Origin of the sequence: Salmonella sp. SA15303 (assembly GCF_029962125.1) — a bacterium.
GTDB lineage: Bacteria > Pseudomonadota > Gammaproteobacteria > Enterobacterales > Enterobacteriaceae > Salmonella > Salmonella enterica.
On sequence record NZ_CP123924.1, the window covers coordinates 3,542,755 to 3,564,139 of the forward strand.

A 21,385-nucleotide genomic window follows, 5' to 3' on the forward strand; every position below is an offset into this window, starting at 1 on the left:
CCGCTTTTTGGACAGAGAATCAATAATGAATTTTCTTGCTCACCTGCATCTGGCGCACCTTGCCGACAGCTCGCTTTCCGGTAATCTTCTGGCCGATTTTGTCCGCGGTAACCCGGCAACGCATTATCCTCCTGACGTGGTAGAGGGTATTTATATGCATCGGCGTATTGACGTCATGACCGACAACCTGCCGGAAGTTCGTGAGGCGCGAGAGTGGTTCCGCCATGAAACGCGGCGCGTGGCGCCCATTACGCTGGACGTCATGTGGGATCATTTTTTATCGCGTCACTGGACGCAAATCTCTCCCGATTTTCCACTTCAGGCGTTTGTCGGCTACGCCCATGCGCAGGTCGCGACGATTCTGCCCGACTCCCCGCCGCGCTTTGTCAACCTGAATGATTATCTTTGGTCAGAAAAATGGTTAGAGCGGTATCGCGATATGGATTTCATTCAAAACGTGCTGAATGGCATGGCGAATCGCCGTCCCCGGCTGGATGCCTTGCGTGATTCCTGGTACGATCTGGACGCGCACTACGACGCGTTAGAAGAGCGCTTCTGGCATTTTTATCCGCGTATGATGGCACAGGCCGCCCGCAAAGCGCTGTGACGGCCTGATAGCGAGGGCGTGCGTCAGATCCGCCGTTGGCAGAAAGATCGTTCGCTGTCATAAAAGGGTCATCATTACGATTTATAATGACCCGATCGATAGGCAAAAGCTGTCTCATTGATTGTCAAGACCGCATTGTTTTGTCGCTTCGCCCTCCCTATACTGCCCGCGTTGCGTTCTAAAACCCTTAATATTGCAGGAGAATTATTATGGTACTGGTTACTCGTCAGGCCCCGGATTTCACCGCTGCGGCGGTACTGGGTAGCGGTGAGATTGTTGATAAATTCAACTTCAAACAGCACACCAATGGTAAAACGACCGTTCTGTTCTTCTGGCCGATGGACTTCACTTTTGTTTGCCCGTCTGAGCTGATCGCCTTTGATAAACGTTATGAAGAATTCCAGAAGCGCGGCGTTGAAGTGGTCGGCGTTTCTTTCGACTCTGAGTTCGTTCACAACGCATGGCGTAACACCCCTGTCGATAAAGGCGGCATTGGCCCGGTGAAATACGCAATGGTCGCCGACGTGAAGCGTGAAATTCAGAAAGCTTACGGTATCGAACACCCGGACGAAGGCGTTGCGCTGCGCGGCTCTTTCCTGATTGACGCTAACGGTATTGTTCGCCACCAGGTCGTAAACGATCTGCCGCTGGGTCGTAATATCGACGAAATGCTGCGTATGGTCGACGCGCTGCAGTTCCACGAAGAGCACGGTGATGTCTGCCCGGCGCAGTGGGAAAAAGGCAAAGAAGGCATGAACGCCTCTCCGGACGGCGTGGCTAAATACCTGGCTGAGAACATTTCCAGCCTGTAAGTCAGTGCATTGATAAAAGGCTCGCGAATGCGAGCCTTTTTTATGCGTAAGGTGTTACGAACCACCTCGCCTCAACGATTCATCCATACCGTCGCGGAAATCGCGGGTAAACTAAGTCTTCCCTCGCGGATATCACCGCTTCCCGTTTTACATTGCCATCCGGCCACGTTCAGCAACGGCAACGCTTCCAGCGCCACTTCACAGGCCTCGCCCCGGTTAATCGCCACCAGCGCCCGCTGCTGCTGATAAACTCGCACGAATACCACTACGTCACCTTCGGCATACAGCGCCTGGCATCCGCCACGACGCAGCGCCAGACTGCTCTGGCGCAGTTTCGCCATACGCTGGTACAGCGCCAGCAAGTTGCCGTCCTGCTTGCGTTCATCCCATGGGAACGGTTTGCGGCACATGGGGTCATTTGCGCCGTCCACGCCGACTTCATCGCCGTAATAAATACATGGCACGCCGGGCCAGGTAAACAGCCAGACCACCGCCAGCGGCAGGCGCGCCGCGTCTTTACCCAGCAGAGTTTTAAAGCGCGCAGTATCATGGCTGTCGAGTTGATTAAACATGCGCAGTTGTTGCTGATGTGACAGCCCGGCGCGGTAGTTATCCATCCACGCGATACAGGTCCGGGCATCAATATGCTGTGGTTCGTAAGCGATATCAGTATTGGCGAGAAATCCCCATAGCGGGAAGGTGAAGCCGCGATAATTCATGGCGGCATCTTCCGCATCGGCCTGTAGCCACTGCCGCGCATCGCCGAAATGTTCCCCCACAATATAGGCTTCGGGCTGCGCCTCTTTTGCCGCCCGGGTAATACCGGCGACGTGCTGCAAATTATGACGCGCCCCGCCCGCCTCGCCCAGCATATGTACGACATCCAGCCGCCAGCCGTCCATATTCCACGGAGCCTTTAGCCAGTGACGAACGATACTGTCCTCACCGCGATAGATCTCATCGACCAGCGTTTCTGATTGATAATCGAGTTTCGGCAGGCTCGGATAACCCAGCCAGTCCAGCGCCACGCCTTGTGGTGAAAAGGAGTACCAGTCGCGCCACGGCGAGTCCGGGTGATGGCACGCGCCGCCAGTGCTGCGGTTATGCCTGTCAAACCACACATGCGAGTCGCCGCTATGATTAAACACGCCATCCAGCACCAGCCTCATGCCCTGCACCTGGGTTTTACGCCGCAGGCGTAGCAGCGCCCGATCGCCGCCAAATTGCGGATCGACATGGCGATAATCTTCCGTATCGTACTTATGGACGCTCGGCGCGGTAAATACCGGATTCAGATATAGCGCTGTGACGCCCAGTTTTTTCAGATACGGCAGCTTCTCACAAATGCCATTCAGACAGCCGCCGTAAAAGGTGGAACCGCCCGCCTGGGGGGTTAAAGGATCGTCCCAGTCGCGCAGCACAATCTCCTGACCTGCGGCATGATGGTAGTACACCCGGTCCTGCCCGGCTTCACGAGACTGGCTGCGGGCAAAACGATCCGGGAAGATCTGATAAAAAATTTGATCGGCGACCCACTGCGGGCCGCTATCCGGCACATCAACCGCAAATTGTTCCAGACGCGCAGGCGGAAAACGGCTAAATCCCTGTGGCGTAAACCAAAGCTGGCGGTCATGCCAAAGCAATTTAAAGCTGTAACGGCGACGGGGTTGCCCTAACGCGATATTGAGCGTCGCTCGCCACGCCGTCACGCCCGGCTGCGGCTGGCGGCGCTGTTTGCGCATCGCCAGTGAGATTTCTTCATTATCGAATTCTGAGCGCAACGTCACGCGAGACGGCGGATTTTCTCCGCTCAGCCACAGCGTAATGGTTAATTTATCGTTATGTTGCTTCACAAATGGGGCAACCGGTAAGTGCCAGGCATTCAACATCTCGTATCCCCTCTACTGAAAATGGGGCCACCTTGCCACAGAGATTTAAAGGATAACTCATCATCCAGGGGTTTATTAGGGGAGGAGGCTCCAGGAGGAGAAGCGGCTCCGCTTATCCGGTCTACCGTTGCCTGCAGACCGGATAAGGCAGAGAAAAACGACTACGCCTGCGCCAATTGACGGTCGCGACGGCGTTTAAATATCCAGCCAATCAACAGCAGAACTATCCAGGCGAAGCCCACATACAGTGAGATGCGGGTATCCGGATGGTAGCCGATAAGCGCAATAATGAAGACCAGGAAAATCAGACCCGCTATCGTCGTTACGACACCGCCCGGCACCTTAAATTTCAGCGCTTTTACCTCTTCCGGCGGTAAACGACGACGGAAGGCGATTTGCGACAGCAGGATCATAATCCATACCCATACCGTCGCAAACGTCGCCAGCGAAGCAATCACCAGGAAGACGTTTTCCGGCATGATGTAGTTCAGGTAAACCGCAAACAGCAGCGCAATCGTCATCACCAGCACAGTGACCCACGGAATACCACGGCGTGACGTTTTAGCAAAGACTTTCGGCGCGCTCCCCTGCTCCGCCATACCATGCAGCATACGGCCTACGCCAAACACATCGGAGTTGATAGCGGAAAGCGAGGCGGTCAATACCACAAAGTTCAGAATGCTGGCGGCAAAGGTAATCCCCATATGCTGGAACGTCAGCACAAATGGACTGCCGTTTGTGCCGACCTGATTCCACGGATAGATAGACATAATGACGAACAGCGTGCCGACATAAAATACCAGGATACGCATCGGTACTGAGTTAATGGCGCGCGGAATGGATTTCTCCGGGTCTTTCGCTTCCCCGGCGGTGATACCGATAATCTCAATCCCGCCGTAAGCGAACATCACCATTTGCAGCGACATGATCATTCCCAACCAGCCATTGCTGAAGAAGCCGCCGTTGCTCCACAGGTTATGAATGCCGGTCGGCTGCCCGCCGTTGCCAATTCCCCACACAATGATGCCGATACCCGCGACAATCATGATAATAATGGTGGCGACTTTGAAGAAGGAGAACCAAAACTCCAGCTCGCCGAACACCTTGACGCTCATCAGGTTGATGGCGCAAATGATCAGCACCACGCTAAGTACCCAAATCCAGTGCGGCACGGCGGGGAACCAGACTCCCATGTAAATGCCGAACGCGGTCACGTCGGCAATGGCGACGATCAGGATCTCAAAACAGTAGGTCCAGCCGGTAATGTAGCCCGCAAGCGGGCCGAGGTTTTCCTGCGCATAGCGCGAAAATGAGCTGGCGGCAGGGTTGTGAACGGACATTTCCCCCAATGCGCGCATAATGATATATGCCGCGACCCCGCCAATAATATAGGCCAACAGCACGCTCGGCCCCGCCATTTTGATGGCGTCCGCCGAGCCGTAAAACAGGCCGGTGCCGATTGCCGAACCTAATGCCATAAAGCGAATGTGCCGGGTGCTCAGCCCACGCTTTAGCTTATTATTGCTTTCCATCAATTTCTGACCTATCAACACAATAAAAAACCACGGGGCGTTAAGCCCCGTGGTGTACACATATGTCAGCGATTTTAGTGAGCGCTGGAGGTCACCTGCCGACCCGCCGCGCGATCCCAGATAATCGCCAGGATCACCATCACCACCGTTGGCATCAACCAAGCCAGTCCCTGTTCCGCCAGCGGCAAACGCTGACTCCAGGCTGGCAGCATATCGCCGAAGGCAGATGCTTTGATGCCGTCAAGGATACCAAAAAGCAGACTGATAAACATGGCCGGCGCGATGATACGGGTGGAATTATGCCACCATGAGCGGGTAAAACTTAATACAACCAGTGCGATACACGGCGGATAGATAGCCGTCAGCACCGGAATGGAGATTTGAATCAGATGGCTCAGTCCGAGGTTTGACACCACCATAGAGAAGCCGCCGAGAATAAAGACCAGCGTGCGGTAAGACAGCGGAATATACTGCGCGAAAAACTCAGCGCAGGCGCAGGTCAGCCCCACCGCCGTCACCAGACACGCGATAAAGATCAGCGCCGCCAGCAGGAAGCTTCCCGCGCCGCCAAAGGTATGCTGAACGTAGGCATGAAGAATCGCCGCGCCGTTCGCTGACTGATCGACCAGCGTCGCGCTGTCAGAACCTAAGCGGAACAAGGCAAGGTAAAGCAGCGTCAGCCCCACGCCCGCCATCAGGCCGGCCCAGACCGTGTAACGCGTCAACAGGCGCGCTTCGGTCACGCCGCGAGAACGCGCCGCGTTCACAATAACGATACCAAACACCATCGCGCCCAGCGTATCCATCGTCAGATAGCCGTTCACAAATCCGTTAGAAAAGGCCGCATTCTGATAAGCGTCCAGGGCGTTGCTGATTGGACCGGCAGGCCAAACGATAGCCGCGACGGACAGGATGACCAGCGCAATAATTTTCAACGGCGCCAGGAAATTCCCTACCGTATCCAGCAGCTTACCCGGATAGAGGGAAACCAGAATAACGATAGCGAAATAGACCACGCTGTAAATCAGCAACGGCATTGCAGAATCGCCAGTCAACGGAGCGATACCGACCTCAAACGACACCGTCGCGGTACGCGGCGTCGCAAATAACGGCCCGACGGCCAGATAGCAAACGGTCGCCAGCAGGAGTCCCGCCACTTTACCAATCGGCGTACTGAGGCTGTCTACGCCGCCGCCGACTTTCGCCAGCGCCACAACAGTAAGAACCGGTAGCCCTACGGCGGTAATCAGAAAGCCAATAGCGGCTGTCCAGACGTGTTCACCCGCCTGCAAACCGACCATAGGAGGAAAGATAATATTGCCTGCGCCAACGAACAGCGCAAATGTCATAAAGCCCAGGGCGATGATATCGCGCGATTTTAACTGATGGGTCATAAAGTCTTACTGCCTGTGGATGGTGATGTTGTAAACATTAAAATTTTTGCCTTTCCCGGAGGATTATAAAGCGGCGTTTTTTATCAATTTCAGCGGGAAAAGCTCCCGGACCGATGCGGCGAAGAATTGTTTTTCGATTTACCGCGCAAATGCAGTCGTAATGACAGCACCTGAAGCGCAATTTAAACGCTTATAACGTTTTAAAGCAAGGTGGGATCTAAAAACCAGATGAATATAGCGATATGAAATTTACAACCAGAATAAAACACCATTCTCATGAAAAAGTTATGGCTAATCATGCGAACAAAAAACCACCAAACGTTGAATGTTTCAACGAGCCCGTCTTAACTGCAAAGAAAATAAGCCAGCATCCGCTGGCTTATGGAAAGTTATACTTACGAAAGGCAATTAATCGCTATTTTTGGCAATTAAACGTTCCGGCAGCACAAAGCTAAATCGCGTTCCTTTGCCAGGCGAACTGTCGATTTCAAGGCGGCTTTCATGGTGATTCAACGCATGTTTCACAATCGCCAATCCCAGGCCGCTGCCGCCCGTTTGCCGCGAACGCGCTTTATCGACACGGTAGAAGCGTTCGGTCAGACGAGGAATATGCTCGGCAGCAATCCCCGGACCGTTATCTTGAATGCAAAACTCAGCGCCATGCGCGACACGTCGCCAGCTCACCGTAATATGCGTTCCCGCCGGCGTATGGTTTACCGCGTTATACACCAGGTTTGAGATCGCGCTACGTAGCTGCTCTTCGTTGCCCAGAACGCTAAGACTATCGTCGACCTCAAACGTAAAGGTATGTTTCTGCTGGCTGAGCGTCTGCGCTTCACGCTCCACGACCCGCAGCATCATCGGTACATCCACTTTTTCATTTAATAACAGCGCCGGGGCCGCCTCAATTTTAGACAGCGTAAGCAGTTGTTTTACCAGCCCTTCCATACGATACGTTTGCTCGCGCATCGTATGCAGCGCTTTCTCTCGCGTCGCCCCTTCCAGCGCCTGTTCCTGCATCATTTCCAGATAGCCTTGCAATACCGTCAAGGGCGTACGCAACTCATGGCTAACGTTGGCGAAAAAGTTACGTCTGGCGCCTTCAAGCTGATGCATTTGCGTCACATCGCGCGCCACCATCAGGAGTTGTTTATCGGTATAAGGCATGACGCGGATCTCCAGGTGCCGCCCGGTATTGAGCACCAAATGAAGCGGACGGGTGAAATCACGCGTTTTTAAATACTGGGTAAACTCCGGATAACGCAGTAGATTGAGAATATTCTGCCCGTTGTCATCCGGCCAGCGTAGCCCCAGTATCTGTTGCGCCAAACCGTTACACCAAAAAATGCCGCCCTCTTCTGTGGTCAGTACCACGGCATCAGGCAGCGACTCCGCGCCACTGCGAAAACGTTTAATCAGGTTCCCCAGCTCGCGGCGACGCTTCTTATTTCGCAACTGCATCTGGTGTAAACCGTATAACAGCGGTTCCCAACTTCCCCGTCCCGGCGGCGGCGTCATACTTCTGTCGACCCAAAGCCACCAGGAGAGGCGTAACAAATTCCAGAAATGCCAGACAAGCAGTCCCGTCACCGCCGCCAGTAAAAACCACGGCAGATAACCAAAAAAAGCGCTAAGGATAAGCGCGGGGATGCAACAGAGCACCAGCTCCAGCACCAGCCTTTTCCATGACAGCCGTTCCAGCACGCGTCATACTCCCTCAAGAATGGAAAGCCTTCTCCGCCAGAAACCTGTGTTCTACTGGCGGAAAAGGCATTAAAAGCGGGTCGAAAAACGATACCCTGTCCCGCGTACCGTTTGCACCATCCGGTCGTGGCCGCTGTGCTCCAGCGCCTTACGCAAACGGCGAATATGCACGTCGACCGTCCGGTCTTCAACGTACACATTGGTGCCCCAGACATGATTGAGTAGCTGCTCGCGACTGTAAACCCGTTCCGGGTGCGTCATAAAGAAATGGAGTAATTTAAATTCGGTCGGCCCCATATCCAGCGGGCTGTCGCCGGTCATCACGCGGTGAGAGCCGGGATCAAGGCTCAGTCCCTGCATCTCGATCACCTCTTCGACCGCCATCGGCGAGATGCGCCGCATAACGGCTTTAATGCGCGCCACCAACTCCTTGGGGGAAAACGGCTTGGTAATGTAATCGTCAGCGCCGGTTTCCAGCCCGCGCACACGATCTTCTTCCTCACCTCTTGCGGTCAGCATAACCACAGGAATATCCCGGGTCATGGCTTCACGTTTGAGATGTTTAATAAACTGTAACCCTGACCCGCCGGGCAACATCCAGTCAAGAAGGATGAGATCCGGCCAGGGTTCATTAAGTTTATTCACCGCACTGTCATAATCTTCGGCTTCTACGGGCTGAAAGCCATTTTGTTCGAGCACGAAGCACACCATTTCACGGATCGGCGCCTCATCTTCTACGACCAGAATACGTCTCGCCATAATTTGCCCTGTTAGTCGTTAGTTATCAATGCCGCGCCATTATGCGTCAGATTTATGACAGATTTATGAAAAAAAAAGGCGGCATTGACAGCATGTTGATGATTTATGACACCGGTGAAACCATGCATTACCGTGTACCGGCGGTAAATTGCGCCCAAAAATGGAAGGGATGACGTGTATAATCCCGTTCACGCTTTTTTTGCATGGAACAATTATGCGCATCCTCCACACCTCTGACTGGCATCTGGGACAAAATTTCTACAGTAAAAGCCGCGCCGCGGAGCATCAGGCTTTTCTGGACTGGCTGCTGGAGACCGCGCAGGCCCATCAGGTGGATGCCATTATTGTCGCTGGCGATATTTTTGATACCGGTTCGCCTCCAAGCTATGCCCGAGAACTTTATAACCGTTTCGTCGTTAATTTACAGCAAACGGGCTGTCATCTGGTGGTGCTGGCCGGTAATCATGATTCCGTCGCCACGCTAAACGAATCGCGCGACATTCTGGCGTTTCTCAATACAACCGTGATCGCCAGCGCGGGCTATGCGCCGCGGCTACTTCATCGTCGCGACGGGTCTCCGGGCGCCGTACTGTGCCCCATTCCCTTTTTGCGCCCGCGCGACATTATTACCAGTCAGGCGGGATTATCCGGCAGCGAGAAACAGCAGCAACTTCTTCATGCGATTGCCGATTATTATCAACAGCAGTATCAGGAAGCGTGCCAGCTACGCGGCGAACGAAAGCTGCCGGTTATCGCGACGGGACATTTAACCACCGTCGGCGCCAGCAAAAGCGATGCGGTTCGCGACATTTATATCGGTACGCTGGATGCCTTTCCGGCGCAGCATTTCCCCCCCGCGGATTATATCGCATTGGGACACATTCACCGCGCGCAATGTGTCGGCGGCACGGAGCATATCCGCTATTGCGGCTCACCCATCGCCCTCAGCTTTGATGAGTGCGGCAAAAGCAAATGCGTGCATCTGGTGACCTTCGAGCAGGGGAAATGGCAAAGTACCGAAAGTCTGGCTGTCCCCGTGACTCAACCGCTGGCGGTTTTAAAAGGCGACCTGGCGTCAATTACCGAACAGCTTGAGCAGTGGCGCGGCGTTGAGCAATCGCCCCCCGTCTGGCTGGATATTGAAATCACCACCGATGATTATCTGCACGATATCCAACGCAGAATACAGACATTAACGGAGTCACTCCCCGTAGAGGTATTACTGGTGCGCCGTAGCCGCGAACAGCGCGAGCGCTCGCTGGCGAACGAGCGGCGGGAAACATTAAGCGAGCTTAGCGTGGAGGAGGTTTTTGCGCGGCGTCTGGCGCTGGAAGCGTTAGATCCCCCGCAGCGCGAGCGCCTGAATCAGCTCTTTTCCAGCACGCTCTACGCGTTGAATGAGGAGCATGAGGCATGAAAATTCTCAGTTTGCGTCTGAAAAACCTGAACTCGCTGAAAGGAGAATGGAAGGTCGACTTTACCGCCGAACCGTTTGCCAGTAACGGGTTATTCGCCATTACCGGCCCGACCGGCGCGGGAAAAACCACCTTGCTTGACGCCATCTGCCTGGCGCTGTACCACGAAACGCCGCGCCTGAATACGGTATCGCAATCGCAAAACGATTTGATGACGCGCGATACAGCGGAATGTCTGGCCGAAGTGGAGTTTGAGGTAAAAGGCGAAGCCTGGCGCGCGTTCTGGAGCCAGAACCGAGCCCGAAATCAGCCTGACGGCAATCTCCAGGCCCCACGCGTAGAGCTGGCACGGTGTTCAGACGGAAAGATCTTTGCCGATAAGGTAAAGGATAAACTGGAGATGATCGCCACGTTGACCGGGCTGGACTACGGGCGCTTCACCCGTTCGATGTTGTTATCACAGGGGCAGTTCGCCGCCTTTCTTAACGCCAAAGCGAAAGAGCGCGCAGAGCTTCTGGAGGAGCTCACCGGCACTGAGATTTACGGGCAGATCTCCGCACAGGTATTTGAAAAACATAAATCAGCCCGTCTCGAACTGGAAAAGTTACAAGCGCAGGCCAGCGGCGTCGCCCTATTGGCGGACGAACAGTTACAGCAACTGGAAGCCAGTTTGCAGGCGCTTACTGACGAAGAGAAACGCCTGCTGGCCGACCAGCAGGGACAGCAGCAGCACCTTCACTGGCTGACCCGAAAAAACGAGCTCCACACTGAATTACACGCCCGGCAGCAGGCGCTGTACGCGGCGCAAGAGGCGCGAGAAAAAGCGCAGCCGCAGCTCGCGGCGTTGACACTGGCGCAACCTGCTCGCCAGTTGCGCCCGCACTGGGAGCGCATTCAGGAACAAACCCGCGCCGTTGAGCGTGTTCGCCAGCACAGTGATGAAGTGAATGCTCGCTTACAAAGCGCGTATCGCCTGCGCCAGCGTATCCGCGCCTGCGCGCATCGACAATTCACGCAACTGAACGCCACAGGGCAGCGGTTGAAGACATGGCTGGCGGAACACGACGGCATCCGCGTCTGGCGCAGCGAACTGGCGGGGTGGCGAGCATTATTAACACAACAATCCCACGATCGGGCGCAACTGAGCCAATGGCAACAGCAGTTGCTGAGCGATACGCGTCAGCGTGATGCGCTACCGCCGCTCACGCTCGACCTCACGCCACAGGCGCTGGCGGAAGCCAGAGCATTGCATACCCGGCAGCGTCCGCTACGCCATCGTCTCGCCGCGCTTCAGGGGCAAATTCTCCCGAAACAAAAGCGTCAGGCGCAGCTACAGGCAGCTATCGCGCGTCATCATCAGGAGCAGGCGCAATACACCCAACGTCTGGCGGATAAGCGTTTGAGTTATAAGACTAAAGCGCAGGAGCTTGCGGACGTTCGCACTATTTGCGAGCAGGAGGCGCGCATCAAAGATCTGGAAAGCCAGCGGGCGCACTTACAGTCCGGCCAGCCGTGTCCGCTTTGCGGCTCGACGACGCACCCCGCCATCGCCGCCTATCAGGCGCTGGAACTGAGCGCGAATCAAACCCGCCGCGACGCGCTGGAAAAAGAGGTCAAAACGCTGGCGGAAGAAGGCGCGGCGCTGCGAGGACAGTTAGATGCCTTAACGCAACAATTACAGCGGGATGAAAGCGAGGCGCAGTCGTTGTTGCAGGAGGAGCAAGCGCTTACTGAGGAATGGCAAACGCTGTGCGCTACGCTGGGCGTTCAGCTCCAGCCGCAAGAAGACCTCGCGGGCTGGCTGACCGCCGCGGAAGAGCATGAGCAACAGTTGGATCAGCTCAGCCAGCGTCATGCTCTACAAACGCAAATCGCGGCGCATACTGAACAGGTAGCGCGCTTTACCGCGCAGATTGCGCAGCGTCAGGCGTCGCTGACGGCTGATTTGGCGCAGTATACGCTTTCCCTTCCTGCGCCAGAAGACGAGGCTTCGTGGCTGAATGAGCGCGCCGACGAAGCGAAAATATGGCAACAGCGTCAGACTGAGTTCGCGGATTTGCAAACGCAGATCGACAGGCTTGCCCCGTTGCTGGAAACGCTACCGCAAACGGATACCGCGGATTCCGACGACGACGTGCCGCTGGATAACTGGCGGCAGGCGCATGATGAGTGCGTGTCATTACAAAGCCAGTTGCAAACCCTGCAGGAACAGACGACGCAGGAACAGCAGCGCGCCGCCGAGGCGATAGCGCACTTTGATGCGGCGTTAAAAAATAGCCCGTTTGACAGCCAGGCAACGTTCCTGGCGGCGTTGCTGGATGAAGAGACCGTGACCCGTCTGGAAAAACAACAACAAACGCTGGAAAGTCAGCTACAACAAGCGAAGGCGTTAAGCGCGCAGTCCGCGCAGGCGCTGGCTGACCATCAGCAACAGCCGCCCGCAGGTCTGGACCCAACGTGTACGGCGGAGCAGCTCGCGCAGCGGCTGACGCAGTTGGCGCAACAACTGCGCGAGAACACGACACGCCAGGGGGAAATCCGCCAGCAAATTAAACAGGATGCAGATAATCGGCAGCGCCAACGCGCGCTGATGACGGAAATGAAGCAAGCCTCTCAGCAAGTGGAAGACTGGGGCTATCTCAATGCGCTGATCGGCTCTAAAGAAGGTGATAAGTTCCGCAAATTCGCCCAGGGACTGACGCTGGATAATCTGGTCTGGCTGGCGAATCATCAGCTCACCCGCCTGCATGGCCGCTATTTATTGCAGCGCAAAGCCAGCGACGCGCTGGAACTGGAGGTTGTCGATACCTGGCAGGCCGACGCCGTGCGCGATACGCGAACGTTATCAGGCGGCGAAAGTTTCCTGGTCAGCCTGGCGCTGGCGCTGGCGTTATCAGATTTGGTCAGCCATAAAACGCGCATTGATTCTTTGTTCCTCGACGAAGGCTTCGGCACGCTTGATAGCGAAACGCTGGACGCCGCGCTGGATGCGCTCGATGCGCTGAATGCCAGCGGGAAGACCATCGGTGTGATTAGTCACGTGGAAGCCATGAAAGAACGTATCCCTGTGCAGATAAAAGTGAAAAAAATCAATGGGCTTGGTTATAGCAAACTGGACAAAGCGTTTGCCGTGGAGTAACACGAGTGTCATCCTGCGCACAGCATACCGTCATGACATAGCATAATAATGAATACACAAAGACGGATAAGGAATGGTATTACCTCGCGCTTATCCGCAAGCTATACGTTGATTGGCTGTGACAATTCACAGCCACAGCGCGCAACATGCGCCTTTATTTTCGGCAGGTGGTATGAAAAAAGTTATTTTTTCTTTGGCGCTGGGTACGTTCGGACTGGGGATGGCCGAGTTTGGCATTATGGGCGTGCTGACGGAGCTGGCACGCGATGTCGGGATAACAATTCCCGCCGCCGGGCATATGATCTCGTTTTACGCCTTCGGCGTCGTGCTGGGCGCGCCTGTTATGGCGCTCTTTTCCAGCCGCTTTTCGCTTAAACATATACTGTTGTTTCTGGTCATGTTGTGCGTGATGGGCAATGCCATATTTACCTTTTCCTCGTCATATCTGATGCTCGCCGTCGGCAGACTGGTTTCCGGCTTTCCGCACGGTGCCTTTTTTGGCGTCGGCGCCATTGTCTTGTCAAAGATTATCCGCCCCGGGAAGGTCACCGCCGCCGTCGCGGGTATGGTTTCAGGGATGACGGTGGCGAATCTGGTGGGCATTCCGTTCGGCACTTACCTGAGCCAGGAATTTAGCTGGCGCTACACCTTTTTATTGATCGCGGTTTTCAACATCGCCGTGCTCACCGCAATTTTCTTCTGGGTGCCGGATATTCGCGACAAAGCCCAAGGCAGCCTGCGCGAGCAGTTTCACTTCTTGCGTAGCCCCTCGCCGTGGCTCATTTTCGCCGCCACGATGTTCGGCAATGCGGGCGTTTTTGCCTGGTTCAGCTATATCAAGCCATTTATGATGTACATCTCCGGTTTTTCGGAGACGAGCATGACGTTTATTATGATGCTGGTCGGGCTGGGGATGGTGTTAGGCAATCTGTTAAGCGGCAAACTCTCCGGCAGATATACTCCGCTGCGCATCGCGGTAGTGACTGACCTCGTTATCGTGCTTTCTCTCATGGCGCTCTTTTTCTTCAGCGGATACAAAACGACATCGCTGACTTTCGCGTTTATCTGCTGCGCTGGTCTGTTTGCGCTCTCTGCGCCGCTGCAAATCCTGCTACTGCAAAACGCCAAAGGCGGCGAACTGCTGGGCGCGGCGGGAGGGCAAATCGCGTTTAATCTCGGTAGCGCGATTGGCGCCTGGTGCGGCGGGCTGATGCTGACACTAGGTTTTGCGTACCACTATGTGGCGCTTCCCGCCGCCCTGCTCTCGTTTTCCGCCATGTCGTCGTTGCTGGTATACGGACGTCTAAAACACAAGCAGCCATCGGTCACGCCGGTTGCCGGATGACGCGCCATCCGGCTAACAACGTTACGCCAGCGGCCACAGCCAGGCCGCGCCGCGCACGCCGCTCGAATCGCCATGCCGCGCCTTACGTACCGGCGTCTCGCACTCGCCGCCAAAAACAAACGATTTCATCAGCGACGGAACCGTCTTGTACAGGCGCTCAACATTGCTCATACCGCCGCCCAGCACAATGACATCCGGATCCAGAATATTCACGACATGAGATAATGCTTTCGCCAGCCGCAGCTCATAACGGCTTAACGCCAGTTCCGCCACGGCGTCCTGCGCGTCGACCAGACGAATAATCTCATCGCCTTTTAGCGCGTTACCGCTCAAACGCTGGTAATCCGTGGCAAATCCCGTACCGGAAATAAAGGTTTCGATACAGCCTTGTTTACCGCAATAACAGGGAATTTCTTCGCGGTAACGCAACTCATCGTCATCCATCCACGGCAACGGATTGTGGCCCCATTCACCTGCCGTACCGTTGCCGCCGATGTGCGCCCGGCCATTTAGCGCTACGCCCGCGCCACACCCGGTACCGATAATCACCGCAAATACCGTTTGCGCCCCCGCCGCCGCGCCATCCACCGCCTCTGATACCGCCAGGCAATTGGCATCGTTGGCTAACCGCACTTCACGCTTCAGACGACGGCTCACATCGCTATCGAACGGCTGGCCGTTAAGCCACGTAGAGTTAGCGTTTTTCACCACGCCGGTGTAAGGCGAGAGAGAACCGGGAATGCCAATGCCGACGCTACCGGTCTGGCCGGTCGCCTGTTCCGCCATGTCGACCAGCGTAGCGATGGTTTCTATCGTTTGCTGATAATCCTCCCGCGGCGTAGGCAGACGATGGCGAAACCGCTGCTCTCCTGCATCATCAAGCGCAATGACTTCCGTTTTTGTGCCGCCTAAATCGATACCAATACGCACATACCGCTCCTCATTTTTTGGGAATATCAACAGGGTAGAATTCACCGTTCTGATTGGCAATGCAAGCCTGCCGACAATTCGTTACTATACCGCCTGGATTTAACGACAAGGCCGTGGAAATTATCATGCTGTGGTTCAAAAATTTAATGGTTTACCGTCTTAGCCGCGATATTACATTACGCGCCGAAGAGATGGAGAAACAGCTCGCCTCAATGACGTTTACCCCATGCGGTAGCCAGGATATGGCCAAAATGGGCTGGGTTCCGCCGATGGGCTCTCACAGCGATGCGTTAACGCACACCGCCAATGGCCAAATTATTATTTGCGCGCGCAAAGAAGAGAAAATCCTGCCATCGCCAGTGATCAAACAGGCACTGGAGGCGAAAATCCAGAAACTGGAAGCCGATCAGGGACGCAAGCTGAAGAAGACGGAAAAAGATTCCCTGAAGGATGAAGTGTTGCATTCGTTGCTGCCGCGCGCGTTTAGCCGCTTCAGTCAGACAATGATGTGGATTGATACCGTTAACGGCCTGATTGTGGTTGACTGCGCCAGCGCGAAAAAAGCGGAAGATACTTTGGCGCTACTGCGTAAAAGTCTTGGCTCGCTGCCGGTCGTCCCGCTGGCGCTGGAAAATCCGATTGAGCTGACGCTCACCGAGTGGGTGCGCTCCGGTACGGTCGCTCAGGGTTTCCAGTTGCTGGACGAAGCCGAATTGAAAGCGATGCTGGAAGATGGCGGCGTGATCCGCGCGAAAAAGCAGGATCTGGTCAGCGACGAGATCGCCGTTCATATTGAAGCGGGTAAAGTGGTCACGAAGCTGGCGCTCGACTGGCAGCAGCGCATTCAATTCGTCATGTGCGATGACGGCTCCATTAAGCGTCTGAAATTCTGCGATGAGCTGCGCGACCAGAACGAAGATATCGACCGGGAAGATTTTGCCCAACGTTTTGACGCGGACTTTATCCTGATGACCGGCGAGCTGGCGGCGCTGATTCAAAGCCTGGTGGAAGGATTAGGCGGCGAAGCGCAGCGCTAACCAGAGGGCCCCTCTCCGCCGGAGAGGGGACTCACCGTTACAAATAGCGGCACAGATACGAGGCGGGCTCAGCAACCTGGAGATGAAACTCGCTGTGGCCAGGCACGTTAAACACCTCACCGGCTGTATACACTTTCCATTCGACAGTTCCCGGCAACAGTACCTTCAACGCGCCGCTCACAACCGTCATCTCTTCGGGTTCGGCGGTGCCAAATGTATACTCCCCTTCCGCCATCACACCAACGCTGGCCCGGCCGGTGCTACTGCTGGTAAATCCAATAGACTTAACTTTCCCGGAAAAGTATTCATTGCTTTGTAGCATAATCAGGCCCCGTCTCATTATTAAATTAACACCCAATATAGAGTCCTGACGTTCGGCCTGTCACGTAAAATTAGACAAGCAGTTCTGAAGCTAACCGCGCAATCAAAACGTTAGAGAGTAAAACCGGCACATCCAGCGCCTGCTGTAAAATATCCCGATGACGCTGATGAAAACCCAGACAATCCAGCATAATGACGTCCGCGCCTTGATCCAGTAGCGCCTGTCCGGCATCAATTAACTGTTGCTCAGAACCGTGAACCGGATTCGCCAGCGAATACACCGGCGGCATTTGCAATACCTGCCATTTTTTCTCCTGGGCCGCCAGAAGTTCTGCAACAGGCACAATCACGCCCACCTGATGTCCATCCACAATAGAGGCGACAAGCGGTGGAATAATACGCAGCGGTTCAAGCAAAATAGAATTACGGGCTGCCATACTTTTAATCGCCGCGGTGCTCATCAGTATAATGACATCGTAACCCTGATTATCCAGCACCTCGACAACGCTCTGTAAATCTCGCTCCACTTTCTGGCGGGAAACATGGGCTATCTGGTTATCATTCAGCAACGTCAAAAGCGGATCGTCGCCAGGCTCTACAGCGTAATCCGCCATAACGTCTTCCCGGCTCATTTTTCCCAGCAGGCTATGATGGGTGATGTGTTGTTCGTCGATGTATTCCGTCAGAAGCGGTAACACTTCGCTCATTGGCACAACGCCGATTGTGAGGATTGCCAACGACGCACTCATTTTTATTCCACCTTATTACTTCGTCGTAATTCCCGGGCAAATATTCACACGCTCACCGCGCTACCTGCCCTACAAATCTCAGAAAGCGTAGCAGCAGATGAGCAACGTATTGTGTAAAGATTCCAAATAACTCCAATATTGTATTGTTATCGCTTAATTTACGGTTTTAGTTGCCAGTATAAATGTTTCAAGAATGTGATGGAGATACAATTTAGGGGTACTCAGAATCCCTTCCGAGTGGTTCATGCGTCTATGATTTATCCGGATCTTCGTAACGATTTTTCGCATCCATCGCTTCTTCTGCGGTCGGATGCTCGCTGATGAGCGAATCAGGTTTCGGATGGTCAGCCCGTAGCTGATACCACGTCACCGTCTGGCCCGGCGTGCCTTTTTCAATGGTGACGATATAAGCTTCCCGCGGATAAGGTGGTCTGGTTGGCATAGCGTTTCCTTTATTCTGGGTGAGCGTTAAGTATAGACATCTCCCTGTAACCGTTGCGTCGACGGCGGCAGCGCCGCAATAATTTCAGAAACGACCTGGGCCGGCGCTTTCGTCGCGTCAATAATGTAATGCGCCGTTTCGCGATACAACGCGTCACGCTGCTCAAGCACTTCCCGAACCTCTTCGCTCAACGGCTTGCCGGTGAGGGTCGGGCGCAGATCCGCTTCAGGTTCAGCCTCAAGCCGGTTAACCAGCGTGGATACCGGCGCGCACAGATAAATCACTACGCCAACACGGTGCATATAACGTCGGTTATACTCCGTGAGAATAATACCGCCTCCCGTCGCCACGACAGTCGAAGGCGCGCTTACCGCCTCCAGGGCCGCGGTTTCCCGGGCGCGGAACCCTCCCCAGCCTTCTTTTTCAACGATATCAGCGACGCTCATCTGCACGTGCGATTGCAGCCAGCGGTCGGTATCTGCAAACCGAAAACCGGTTGCCTGCGCCAGCGCCATACCGATGGTGGTTTTCCCACAGCCCCGCGGGCCAACAAGATAAAGAGGTTGCATCATAGCAGGCGTTCCCCCAGGAACTGCGCATACGCAGGATTTGATATCAGCAATGTTATAATCATATCATCTAACTAGTACAACGCATAAATGTAAATAATAATTTACACAAAGGTACTAAAGTCACAATATTAGTACTATAGCAAGAATCAGAAATGAATAAACTGTAAATTTTTCATTACATGATTTATTTTTTACGCTGGCTTTCCAGCCACCACTTATCCAGCTCGGCGGCAAAATGCTGACGATCGCGCGGCGAGAGAGTGTTTGGCCCCCCCGTTTGTACGCCGCTGGCGCGTAGCGTGTCCATAAAGTCACGCATCGTCAGACGTTCGCGAATCGTGGCGTCGCTATAGCGTTCTCCCCGGGGATTAAGAGCCGCAGCGCCTTTTTCCAGCACTTCAGCCGCCAGCGGAATATCCGCGGTAATCACCAGATCGCCCGCTTCGCATTGACGCACAATTTCATTGTCCGCCACGTCAAACCCGGCGGCCACGCGGAGCGTGCGGATAAAACGCGAAGGCGGCACGCGCAAGGCCTGATTGGCAACCAGAATAAGCGGCAACTGCATCCGCTCGGCGGCGCGGTACAAAATTTCTTTAATGACATTCGGACACGCATCCGCATCCACCCAGATGGTCATAATGTCTCCCGTACGGTATACAATCTTTTATTGTCTCGCGCTTTTGCCTTTCATCAAAGTGCTGTTTCTCCTTCTGCCCGTTTTCAATCCGCGTTAAGCTAACCATTCCCCATAACACACAAACATAGGGAGTGACGAGATGGAGAAGAAAATCGGTTTTATTGGCTGCGGTAATATGGGCAAGGCTATTCTTGGCGGACTGATTGCCAGCGGTCAGGTACTTCCCGGCCAGATCTGGGTCTATACCCCCTCCCCCGATAAAGTCGCCGCCCTGCATGATCAGTACGGCATTAATGCGGCGCAAAGCGCGCAGGAGGTCGCTCAGGTCGCGGATATCGTTTTCGGCGCGGTAAAACCGGGCATTATGGTGAAAGTGCTCAGTGAAATCTCCTCCAGCCTGAACAAAGACTCGCTGGTGGTCTCTATCGCCGCAGGCGTAACGCTTGATCAGCTTGCGCGCGCGCTGGGACACGACCGTAAAATCATTCGCGCTATGCCGAATACGCCGTCGCTGGTCAACGCAGGAATGACCTCCGTCACGCCCAACGCGCTGGTCACACCGGAAGATACGGCTGATGTGCTGAATATTTTCCGCTGCTTTGGCGAGGCGGAAGTGATTGCTGAGCCGATGATCCATCCGGTGGTTGGCGTGAGCGGATCTTCGCCGGCCTATGTCTTTATGTTTATCGAGGCGATGGCGGACGCAGCAGTTCTTGGCGGTATGCCTCGCGCTCAGGCTTATAAATTCGCCGCGCAGGCCGTCATGGGATCGGCGAAAATGGTACTCGAAACCGGAAAGCATCCCGGCGAACTGAAAGATATGGTGTGCTCGCCTGGCGGAACGACGATTGAAGCCGTACGCGTTCTGGAAGAACGTGGCTTCCGCGCTGCGGTAATAGAAGCGATGACGAAGTGTATGGAAAAATCAGAGGCGCTCAGTAAATCCTGAAGCCCGGCTGGACGTCATGCCGCCACTTCGGTGCGGTTACGTCCGGCATTCTTTGCTTTGTAAAGCGCCATATCCGCAGACTTTAACCATTCCCGATAATGACCGATTTGTGGCGTTAACGGCGCCACGCCCACGCTGATACGTAACATGACCTGCGGCGCGCCCGGCAAGCGTAAGGTATTTAGCCGTTCATGCACTCGCGACATGGCGGTAATCGCGCTGTCTGCCGGCGTTCCGCACATAATCACCGCAAATTCGTCGCCGCCAAAGCGCCCGATAATATCACTCCCGCGTAGCGTTATCTGTAATTGACGCGTCAGGGCGATAATAGCCTCATCCCCAACATCATGTCCCCAGGTGTCGTTAATGCTCTTAAAATGATCGATATCGATAATCAACAATGTCGCCTCCCGATGGTGGCGTCGGCTGTGATCGAATTCATTACGTAATAAAATTTCCCAGTGGCGTCGGTTATAGACGCCGGTCATGCCATCCCGCGAACTCATCGCCTGCAAGCGTCGCTTATGTTCCGCTAATTTAATGGCCGTTTGATAACTTACCCAGGCGAACAGAAGCGGATACAACATAATGACGGGCAAAGAGAGCGTGACTTCCAGCGACGAGCTTCGCATCGCGACAGGTAGCCCGGTAAGCTGCAACGTCACCAGACATGACGCCAGCAAAAGGCCCATTCCGACAGTGAATAGCCGCCGCCCGCCAGCCCCCATCAGATTCATGCTCATCATCATAAACAGCGCGGCGGCAGGCAACATATTGACGCCCATCAGCGCGATCCACATGCCGGAGAGGATCGCATCCACTTTCAGGTTGTAAATTTCCTGGCGTAGCGGATCAAGGGCTTTCGCCGCCCACTGCCACGCCAGATGTGGCCAGACAAAAGACCAGCCGACCAGTAATAACCACCAGCCGCCAAAGACAGGTTGCGTCACTAACACGGCGGCCACCGGTAAAAACATCCCCCCTAACCCCACCGCACGCGGTAGCCTGATGCGCCGGGCGAAGCGCAACCCGGAGCGCTGACGATCATCAGAAGGGTCAGGCGGCGCTACCGCCTGCTCAACCGCTTTTCGGTAAAAATTTTCATCATTCATTATTTTTGGGAACATTTAGAAACAATTTTCCCAAATT

19 protein-coding genes are annotated in these 21,385 nt (G+C 54.7%); 7 read left to right on the forward strand and 12 right to left on the reverse strand.

Annotated elements, in window-relative coordinates:
• Positions 1–25 precede the first annotated feature (25 nt).
• Positions 26–607, forward strand: a complete 582-nt coding sequence (gene acpH, locus QEN31_RS17465) for an ACP phosphodiesterase (RefSeq protein ID WP_001009858.1) — start codon at positions 26–28, stop codon at positions 605–607.
• A 209-nt stretch (positions 608–816) separates the two neighbouring features.
• Entirely contained in the window at positions 817–1,419 is a 603-nt protein-coding gene (locus tag QEN31_RS17470; RefSeq protein WP_000244731.1) for a peroxiredoxin, read from the forward strand.
• 71 nt (positions 1,420–1,490) lie between these two features.
• Here the strand turns inward: QEN31_RS17470 and malZ are convergent, their stop codons facing one another.
• The 5 genes from malZ to phoB all read right to left on the reverse strand — a co-directional run bounded on the left by malZ (position 1,491) and on the right by phoB (position 8,697).
• The gene (gene malZ, locus QEN31_RS17475) at positions 1,491–3,308 is read right to left on the reverse strand and encodes a maltodextrin glucosidase (protein ID WP_000930727.1); all 1,818 of its coding nucleotides are present in this window, start codon (positions 3,306–3,308) and stop codon (positions 1,491–1,493) included.
• 161 nt (positions 3,309–3,469) lie between these two features.
• On the reverse strand, positions 3,470–4,840 hold the full coding sequence (proY, locus tag QEN31_RS17480) for a proline-specific permease ProY (RefSeq protein ID WP_001555879.1): 1,371 nt from the start codon (positions 4,838–4,840) through the stop codon (positions 3,470–3,472).
• A 74-nt stretch (positions 4,841–4,914) separates the two neighbouring features.
• Positions 4,915–6,234 (reverse strand): branched-chain amino acid transporter carrier protein BrnQ, encoded by a 1,320-nt coding sequence (gene brnQ, locus QEN31_RS17485; protein WP_000149625.1) that lies wholly within the window; start codon positions 6,232–6,234, stop codon positions 4,915–4,917.
• A 408-nt stretch (positions 6,235–6,642) separates the two neighbouring features.
• Complete coding sequence (gene phoR, locus QEN31_RS17490) at positions 6,643–7,938, reverse strand: phosphate regulon sensor histidine kinase PhoR (protein WP_000893645.1); 1,296 nt, start codon at positions 7,936–7,938, stop codon at positions 6,643–6,645.
• Between the two features lie 69 nt (positions 7,939–8,007).
• Positions 8,008–8,697, reverse strand: a complete 690-nt coding sequence (phoB, locus tag QEN31_RS17495; RefSeq protein WP_000113921.1) for a phosphate response regulator transcription factor PhoB — start codon at positions 8,695–8,697, stop codon at positions 8,008–8,010.
• Positions 8,698–8,911: 214 nt separating this feature from the next.
• Here phoB and sbcD point away from each other — a divergent pair, with 214 nt between their 5' ends.
• The 3 genes from sbcD to araJ all read left to right on the forward strand — a co-directional run bounded on the left by sbcD (position 8,912) and on the right by araJ (position 14,596).
• Complete coding sequence (gene sbcD, locus QEN31_RS17500) at positions 8,912–10,114, forward strand: exonuclease subunit SbcD (RefSeq protein WP_001221261.1); 1,203 nt, start codon at positions 8,912–8,914, stop codon at positions 10,112–10,114.
• Positions 10,111–13,251 (forward strand): exonuclease subunit SbcC, encoded by a 3,141-nt coding sequence (sbcC, locus tag QEN31_RS17505; RefSeq protein WP_099949699.1) that lies wholly within the window; start codon positions 10,111–10,113, stop codon positions 13,249–13,251. The genes sbcD and sbcC overlap by 4 nt, the downstream gene beginning before the upstream one ends.
• A gap of 172 nt (positions 13,252–13,423) precedes the next feature.
• The gene (araJ, locus tag QEN31_RS17510) at positions 13,424–14,596 is read left to right on the forward strand and encodes an MFS transporter AraJ (protein ID WP_000755620.1); all 1,173 of its coding nucleotides are present in this window, start codon (positions 13,424–13,426) and stop codon (positions 14,594–14,596) included.
• Positions 14,597–14,617: 21 nt separating this feature from the next.
• On the opposite strand, the gene mak is transcribed toward araJ, so the two are convergent.
• Positions 14,618–15,526: a fructokinase gene (gene mak, locus QEN31_RS17515; RefSeq protein WP_001219277.1), complete on the reverse strand. Its 909-nt coding sequence runs from the start codon at positions 15,524–15,526 to the stop codon at positions 14,618–14,620.
• Between the two features lie 125 nt (positions 15,527–15,651).
• Here mak and rdgC point away from each other — a divergent pair, with 125 nt between their 5' ends.
• On the forward strand, positions 15,652–16,563 hold the full coding sequence (gene rdgC, locus QEN31_RS17520) for a recombination-associated protein RdgC (protein WP_099949700.1): 912 nt from the start codon (positions 15,652–15,654) through the stop codon (positions 16,561–16,563).
• Between the two features lie 37 nt (positions 16,564–16,600).
• Here rdgC and ppnP read toward each other — a convergent pair whose 3' ends face one another.
• The 5 genes from ppnP to QEN31_RS17545 form a co-directional block, all read right to left on the reverse strand.
• Positions 16,601–16,885, reverse strand: coding sequence for a pyrimidine/purine nucleoside phosphorylase (gene ppnP / locus QEN31_RS17525; RefSeq protein ID WP_000941952.1), 285 nt, complete (start codon positions 16,883–16,885; stop codon positions 16,601–16,603).
• A gap of 70 nt (positions 16,886–16,955) precedes the next feature.
• Positions 16,956–17,633 carry an AroM family protein gene (locus QEN31_RS17530; RefSeq protein WP_001276437.1) on the reverse strand — a complete coding sequence of 226 codons (678 nt, stop codon included), beginning with the start codon at positions 17,631–17,633 and terminating at the stop codon, positions 16,956–16,958.
• A gap of 250 nt (positions 17,634–17,883) precedes the next feature.
• Positions 17,884–18,075 carry a protein YaiA gene (yaiA, locus tag QEN31_RS17535; RefSeq protein ID WP_001143163.1) on the reverse strand — a complete coding sequence of 64 codons (192 nt, stop codon included), beginning with the start codon at positions 18,073–18,075 and terminating at the stop codon, positions 17,884–17,886.
• Between the two features lie 26 nt (positions 18,076–18,101).
• The gene (gene aroL, locus QEN31_RS17540; RefSeq protein ID WP_000983569.1) at positions 18,102–18,647 is read right to left on the reverse strand and encodes a shikimate kinase AroL; all 546 of its coding nucleotides are present in this window, start codon (positions 18,645–18,647) and stop codon (positions 18,102–18,104) included.
• A gap of 184 nt (positions 18,648–18,831) precedes the next feature.
• Positions 18,832–19,287: a YaiI/YqxD family protein gene (locus QEN31_RS17545; protein WP_000158137.1), complete on the reverse strand. Its 456-nt coding sequence runs from the start codon at positions 19,285–19,287 to the stop codon at positions 18,832–18,834.
• A 139-nt stretch (positions 19,288–19,426) separates the two neighbouring features.
• Between QEN31_RS17545 and proC the strand changes: the two genes are divergently transcribed.
• The gene (gene proC, locus QEN31_RS17550; RefSeq protein ID WP_000412193.1) at positions 19,427–20,236 is read left to right on the forward strand and encodes a pyrroline-5-carboxylate reductase; all 810 of its coding nucleotides are present in this window, start codon (positions 19,427–19,429) and stop codon (positions 20,234–20,236) included.
• Between the two features lie 14 nt (positions 20,237–20,250).
• Here the strand turns inward: proC and adrA are convergent, their stop codons facing one another.
• Complete coding sequence (gene adrA, locus QEN31_RS17555; protein ID WP_063808892.1) at positions 20,251–21,363, reverse strand: diguanylate cyclase AdrA; 1,113 nt, start codon at positions 21,361–21,363, stop codon at positions 20,251–20,253.
• Positions 21,364–21,385: the final 22 nt, after the last annotated feature.